6 protein-coding genes are annotated in these 6,580 nt (G+C 55.2%); all 6 read right to left on the minus strand.

All coding sequences use genetic code 11. The features are described from left to right. On the minus strand, positions 1-1,512 hold a 1,512-nt coding region (locus VJR68_RS00080), incomplete at its 3' end, for a condensation domain-containing protein (protein WP_324145506.1). 89 nt (positions 1,513-1,601) lie between these two features. Then, positions 1,602-2,744 carry a homoserine dehydrogenase gene (locus VJR68_RS00085; protein WP_324145507.1) on the minus strand — a complete coding sequence of 381 codons (1,143 nt, stop codon included), beginning with the start codon at positions 2,742-2,744 and terminating at the stop codon, positions 1,602-1,604. 578 nt (positions 2,745-3,322) lie between these two features. After that, positions 3,323-4,546, minus strand: coding sequence for an MFS transporter (locus VJR68_RS00090; RefSeq protein WP_324145508.1), 1,224 nt, complete (start codon positions 4,544-4,546; stop codon positions 3,323-3,325). 318 nt (positions 4,547-4,864) lie between these two features. Beyond that, positions 4,865-5,284 carry a biopolymer transporter ExbD gene (locus VJR68_RS00095; RefSeq protein WP_324145509.1) on the minus strand — a complete coding sequence of 140 codons (420 nt, stop codon included), beginning with the start codon at positions 5,282-5,284 and terminating at the stop codon, positions 4,865-4,867. Between the two features lie 6 nt (positions 5,285-5,290). Next, positions 5,291-5,713: a biopolymer transporter ExbD gene (locus VJR68_RS00100; protein WP_324145510.1), complete on the minus strand. Its 423-nt coding sequence runs from the start codon at positions 5,711-5,713 to the stop codon at positions 5,291-5,293. An 11-nt stretch (positions 5,714-5,724) separates the two neighbouring features. Continuing rightward, a complete protein-coding gene (locus VJR68_RS00105; RefSeq protein ID WP_324145511.1) occupies positions 5,725-6,501 on the minus strand; it encodes a MotA/TolQ/ExbB proton channel family protein in 777 nt (258 codons plus the stop codon). Between the last annotated feature and the right edge of the window lie 79 nt (positions 6,502-6,580).

Raw genomic sequence — 6,580 nt, forward strand, 5'->3', positions numbered from 1 at the left:
CGCCACCGCATCGGGGGTTCGCTCCGCCTGCGCTTCGAACAACTCATGCACCAGTCCCGTGGACCAGGCTGGTGTTTGCGTAGCGTTGAAGCCCTCGATAATGTCGCGTCGTTCGGCTTCGCTCAGCAGCGTAAGCTGCCCGACCGGATCGCGTGGACGATCAAGTACCGCGTACATCAATCGGGTGAAACGCCCTATCAAGAGATCGATGGTGCGTTCATCGAACAACTGCTCGTCGTAATTGAAAGAGCATCGCAGGCAATCTTCTAGCTCAAGCACCTCCAATACAAGATCGACGCCCGCGTTGCCGCCGCTTTGGTAGACCGGATAAGCCGACAATGCAATATCGCCCCAATGGACGCTGGGGTTTTCTAAGTGGTCGCCCCACAGCATCGTCACATCCCCCCCACCCCTGGCCTTCTGAAAGACATAAGCCGTCTGAAACAAGGGATGGCTGTAAGAGGAGCGCTGTTCCGCCGTATGCTCGATCAAAGTAGAAAAAGGCAGGTCCTGATGAGACATGGCACGAAACACCACACTGCGCGTCTCTTCAATAATTTTATGAAAAGGAGCTGCCCCGCTGACGTTCGTTCGCAGGACCACAGGGTTGGCGAAGTCCCCGAATACATTGCGCCATTTGCGCAGCCGACGTGCCGGCATCATTGATCCGATCACCACATCTTCGTGGCCCAAATGCCGCGACAAGAAGACTTCGAACACCGCCAGCAAAACAAGAAAGCAACTGGCTGCATGTTCCTGGCAAAAAGCCATCAAGCGCTGAAGATTCTCGCCACGGAAGCTGAAGTGCCTTGTCGCATAACGAGAGCCTGAGCGAGAGCCTGGCAATCGGTCTGCCGGAAAATGCTGCGCTGCGTATTCCGGCTGCAGGACATTACGCCAATGGTCAAGCTCGGACCGCCCACCTGCACCATCGAGCCAGGAGCGTTGCCAATGCACATATTCGGCATAGCTTGCTTCGATGTCTGCAAGCACTGGACATTCCACTCCACCCCGCTGGCAACTAGCTAACACTTGTCCGAATTCGTGCATGAAGCGCCAGTAAGACCAACCGTCCCCAATCAAATGATCGAATGAGAAAAGGATCACGCCATCCGTTTCGCTGCGCTGATAGATACATATTCGCATCAGCGGCGCTTGGGCCAGATCGAACGGCCGCTCGCTATCGGAGCGGACGAGTCGCAGAAGCTCTATGTCACTAAGGCTGGACGCGTCCCTGATCTGCACGTGCCCTGTCACATGAGGCGCAATGCGCTGCCAGGGCTCCCCGTCAACCGTTTCGAAGCTTGCGCGCAGCATGGGGTGGCGATCCACCATATGCTGGAAGGTCTGATCGAACATCGCATGAGCGATGGGCCCGGACAAGCGCGCGGCGAAGCTGATGTTATGTGTCGACTGGCATCCTGGCTCAAGCTGGTAGAGAAACCAACGCCCCCTTTGGCCTGCCGATAGACGAAACCGCAACTCTTGCAATTCATTAACTGCTGCACTCAATTGCAATACTCCCCTCTTGCAATCACATCGACCACCGCGCGAAGGCATGTCGATCCAACCGGTGGAATCACCGGCAGCAACGCTTTGAATTATTGCCTGGGTAAACTTGAAGCAATACGAAGCAAATCCGCGAAAATCCCGCCAGCCGTGACCTCGGGACCTGCACCGGGTCCTTGTATCTTCATGGGATTGTCGTGATAACGATGGGTATCAAACTGAATAACATTATCGGTCGCGCTGGTATGGGCGAACGTGTGTTCCGGAGGTAGGATGCATAAGCCAACGCTTCCGTGTCCTTTCGAATCCAGGCGTCCCACATGCCGAAGTATTCCTCCTTGCGCCCGTGCCTCAGCCAGCTTTTCAGCCATCATTGCGTCCAGCTCCTCCATATTGCTAAAGAATGATTCGGTGGAAACCTCGCCTAGCCTATCGGGTACTAGGTTCTGCACCTGCACGTCATCTAGTGACATGGACAAACCAGCTTCGCGCGCAAGGATAATCAGCTTGCGCGCAACATCCATACCCGAAAGATCCTCGCGTGGATCCGGTTCGGTGTAGGCAAGCGCGTGCGCATCACGTAGTAAGGCCGAAAAAGAACGGCTGCCATCATAGTGATGGCAAAGCCAGGCCAGCGTCCCTGAAAACATCCCCTCGATGGAAAGCAACTCATCGCCGGTGTCGATGAAATCGCGTAAGGTCTGCACGACAGGAAGACCCGCACACACAGTGGCTTCCTGACGAAAGTGCGCCGAGTTTCCCGCTCTCTGAATCCTTTGCCAACGATCCAGCGGGCCGCTGCCGGCAAGCTTGTTGGGCGTTACGATATGAATTCCGTTTTGCATCCATTGTTCGTAGTGCTCTACGACTACATCACTGGCGGTGCAGTCGATCAGCATCACCTGCGTACCCGCGCTACGCATATGACGCACAAAAGCCTCTAAATCAACTGGATGTGACTCGTTCCCGGGGTGCCATTGTTGCATCGCATCTGTTTCATACATCCACATTTTCTTGCTGGAGGCCACGCCATGGAGCCTTAGTTGCACACCAGTGCGCTCGATAAGACGCAGCTGGTTGCTACGCAGCTGGTTCAGCAAGGCGTTGCCGACTCGTCCCGGACCAATCAGACCGAGCGATAGCTGCTGTCGTGGGGGAATTGGCGAAGCGGGATGTAGCTGCGACCGCGACCAAAAAGGCTCGGGATTAGGCGAAAGATGCGCGATACTCTTCATGAGGCGATTCAAGCACCAGCCAACTTTGACTTTCCGTGTGTACGAAATAGGTCCGTTATCAATAACGGCTTAAATCCCGCAGGTCTGGCTAGTATTACTCGGGATTTGTTTCAAATGCAATTCGAATTAGCGCGGATTTGACACACACGCTTGCGACCAAACGAGAAGGCGAACCGATGCCGAGGAACGGCCTTCGATGATGAAACTGATGACGCCTCGTATCTTTGCAAGAATTCGCGAAATTGACTGACGCTCGTCCTGGGGCTTGATCAGATGCTTGCCGTTACGGCTGCGACAATGTGTCTGTCTGTAACGAGATAGTGGGCGTGACCGTTTGAGCAAGGTTGCGTATCGCACCAGGGTTCCCGCCCCTTTTCACGATACTTTAGCCACCTGCCTTTGCAGGCATGATGGCTTCATCTGGGCGACATTATGCGCGCCTGACTATGGAAATTGGAAGTTCGAGAGATTTAGCGCGCTGGTTGAAGATCAAATCCAATTTCGAGAGCGCATGACACGTCCGAATTTGCGGACCACTTTACAGAGCTAATGAGTATGAGCGAACTGTTCTGTGGATGCTAAGACACAAGCTGCACGCGGCGAATCGTCCTGCTGGCCAAGACTGAAACCATGGCAAAACCCGATAGCAAGATACCGCCGAATACAAACAAATTTTGCATTGAAACGTAACGAGTCAACGCACCTGCCAATACCGCCGATAACGGAGAGATACCGGTCATTACCAAGGTCAGAATGCTTGTGATGCGGCCAAGCACATGTTTTGGAATACGGTTTTGGATCCAAGTATAAAGACTGACTTGCACGAAGCCGACACCGACACCTAGCACAAACATCAATGCGGCGCTCACCATCGGCAAACGGCTCATGCCAATACCTACCATTGCCTGCCCCGCGAACATATCAACTAAGCAGATCAGAACGCCCAAAGAAGTTGTTTTCAGCCAATCAAGTCCGCAGAGCAGCGCGCCTATGAGCTGGCCAACGCCCATCACTGAAATTAACATGCCGAACGCAGCGCTTCCCATGCCAAGCTGTTGCTGCACCAGAACAGGAAGACCTACTTGCACCGGCCCACTGGCTATCAGCGCAGCGATCGCCCAATAGCACGTTAACGTGCGCAGCGCAGTATCGCCAACTAGTCTTCTGACGCTATCAACAATCGAAGCGAGTAACGGTTCACTTGCTTCAATTTTCGTCGAGATGGATGGCGTGATACGCGGCGCGCTCCAAGCAGCAACGAGAAAGCAACCACCATTTACCAGGAAGGCAATGGCCATGCCCTTGGCTGTTGAACCCAACAATCCGGCGAGAATCGGCCCCAACAGGACCGCGCCCTGACTTGCTGCCATCATCATCGAATTGGCCGCCTGCAGCTGGGCCGGTTCGACCAGTCTGGGCAAAATCGACATGCGGGCCGGGATGGAGAACGACCCGGTTACACCCATAATGATCGCGAATACATAGACGAGCTGGATATTCACGGCATCAGCCAGGACTTGAATACCAAAGAGGAACAGTGCAGCCGAAGCAGCCAGCGATGAAACGATCAACGCGCCACGCTGCGAATAACGGTCCACCAGCGCCCCGGCCACCATCAATAGCGCCGCCCGCGGAAGACCCACGCAGGCCATCACTATCCCCAACGCCAGGCTGTCATGCGTCAAATGCAGCACCAACCATGGCATAACCACCACAATGAACTGATCACCCAGTAACGTCGCGGTGGTACCGACTAACAACCGAAGAAATCCTGTGTGACGCAGGATATGGGCGCCGTTCATGGCTAACTCTCGTTCTCGTCGATGACGACGCTGTGTACGCGCAAAGCGCACGATTGTGAAGGGAGGTATGTAAGCACACTTCGTTGTGGTTATGCCTCCAAAACGGTAACAGTCGCATCAGCGTGTTTCGATGCGGAAAGCCGCTTTCACTGAGGCATTCTTCACGGAACTCGGTATCGAACACGAAGTTCACTGGCCCAGTCGTTCAAGCCTGAACGCAGCATTCTAAAAAAGCAGAGCCCCCGTGCATGTGCATGCGGGGGCTCTGGGGTAACGCCTAGCTACGCGGTTGAACTGTTCCGATTCAACCGTTGCTTTTCACTGTCCGGTACTTTCGGTGAAGCCAATTTTGTTCAGTCCATAACTCTTCGCATCTGCTAAAACGCGCGCGACTACCTGATAAGGCACCTGATCAGCCGCGTCGATCTGCACTTCCGGCTGATCTGCTTCAGCCTTGGTCGCAATGACCGCGATCTGCGTCTTCAGCTGCTCTTCGTCAACCGGGGTGTCGTTCCAGTAAAACGCACCCGACTGATCGATTTTCAGATGAATCGGCTCTGGCGGATTGCTCGGCGGAACAACGTTCGGATTCGGCTGCGGCAGGTCGATCTTGATTTTGTGCGTCATGATCGGTGCCGTGATCATAAAGATGATCAGCAGCACCAGCATCACGTCAACCAGCGGCGTGACGTTGATGTCAGCCATGGGGCCTTTGCCACCACCCGTACTAAATGCCATGGCAAATCACTCCTTACCGGTCGTCATGAAGCCGACGTGGACCATGCCCGAATCCTTGGCATCGCCAAGCACCTTACGGACCATCTTGAATTCCGTGTCCTTGGCGGCACGGATTTGAAGTTCAGGCTGCGGCGACATCGACGCGAACACCGCAAACTTCGCTTTCAACTCGGCCTCGGTGATCGGGTTCTGATCGTCATCGAGATACATGGAGCCATCATCCTTGATGGCCAGATCCCTCGGTGGTGTCGGCGGCGGCGTATCCGTGGTTTTCGGATTGGCCGTCGGCAGCTTCACCGTAACCCGGTGCGACATCAGCGGTGCGGTGATCATGAAGATGATCAGCAACACCAGCATCACGTCGACCAGCGGCGTGACGTTGATTTCCGACATCGGCGAGCCGGACTCGTTTCCGGAGCTCATCGCCATGGGTCAACACCTCACTTCTGAGTTTGAGCAACGCCTTCGACACGCGAACCGGTCGCGAAGAAGTCGTGCAGGTCGTGCGCGAATTCGTCGAACCGAGCGTAGGTCAGGCGGTTGGAACGGGTAAAGAAGTTGAACGCGAGCACGGCCGGGATAGCTACGAACAGACCGAAAGCGGTCATGATCAGCGCTTCACCCACCGGGCCGGCCACAGCTTCCATCGAAGCATTACCGGAAGCAGCGATACGGATCAGGGCGCCGTAAATACCCCACACGGTACCGAGCAGACCCACGAACGGAGCAGACGAACCGACCGTGGCGAGCAGGGTCATGCCGCCTTCCATGCGTAGGCTCTCGCGAGCAACGGCCTGGCGAAGGGCGCGATCGATGAATTCCGAACGGCTCAGCGATTCGGCCAGACGACCGCCACCGGCGGATGCCTGCTGGTGGTGAGCTACCGCCGAAGCGGCGTCCAGTGCGATCTTCGAGAATGGTTCACCCTTGGGTTGGGCTTCCAGTTCGCGAATAGCATCTTGGGTGGAGTTGTTTGACCAGAAGCCGTTGATGACGCTATCGGCACGGTTACGTACCAATGCGTTACGAATCGCATTGGCGATGATGAAGTACCACGAGGAGAACGACATCACCACGAGGACCACGAACACGATCCATCCCAGGAAGTCGAAGTGGTGAATGAGATCGCTAAAGCCCATTTGCTGCATGGCCTGGGCATTGGCGTTGCCACCCAGTGCCGGAGCGGCGGCGTCGGACGGAGGAGTTTGTTGGAACATAAACGCTACCCTTAAGAAGTCAGGCGTGAACTGTAACTGTAATTGGGATTACAGCTGGTTAAGGTTGAAGGTGATCGGG

Source organism: Dyella sp. (assembly GCF_035277725.1).
In the GTDB taxonomy this organism is placed as follows: Bacteria; Pseudomonadota; Gammaproteobacteria; order Xanthomonadales; family Rhodanobacteraceae; genus Dyella_B.

Coding starts and splice junctions, on each gene's coding strand:
- VJR68_RS00085 (WP_324145507.1), bottom strand. CDS start 2,744: ATGAAGAGTATCGCGCATCTTTCGCCTAATCCCGAGCCTTTTTGGTCG.
- VJR68_RS00090 (WP_324145508.1), bottom strand. CDS start 4,546: ATGAACGGCGCCCATATCCTGCGTCACACAGGATTTCTTCGGTTGTTA.
- VJR68_RS00095 (WP_324145509.1), bottom strand. CDS start 5,284: ATGGCATTTAGTACGGGTGGTGGCAAAGGCCCCATGGCTGACATCAAC.
- VJR68_RS00100 (WP_324145510.1), bottom strand. CDS start 5,713: ATGGCGATGAGCTCCGGAAACGAGTCCGGCTCGCCGATGTCGGAAATC.
- VJR68_RS00105 (WP_324145511.1), bottom strand. CDS start 6,501: ATGTTCCAACAAACTCCTCCGTCCGACGCCGCCGCTCCGGCACTGGGT.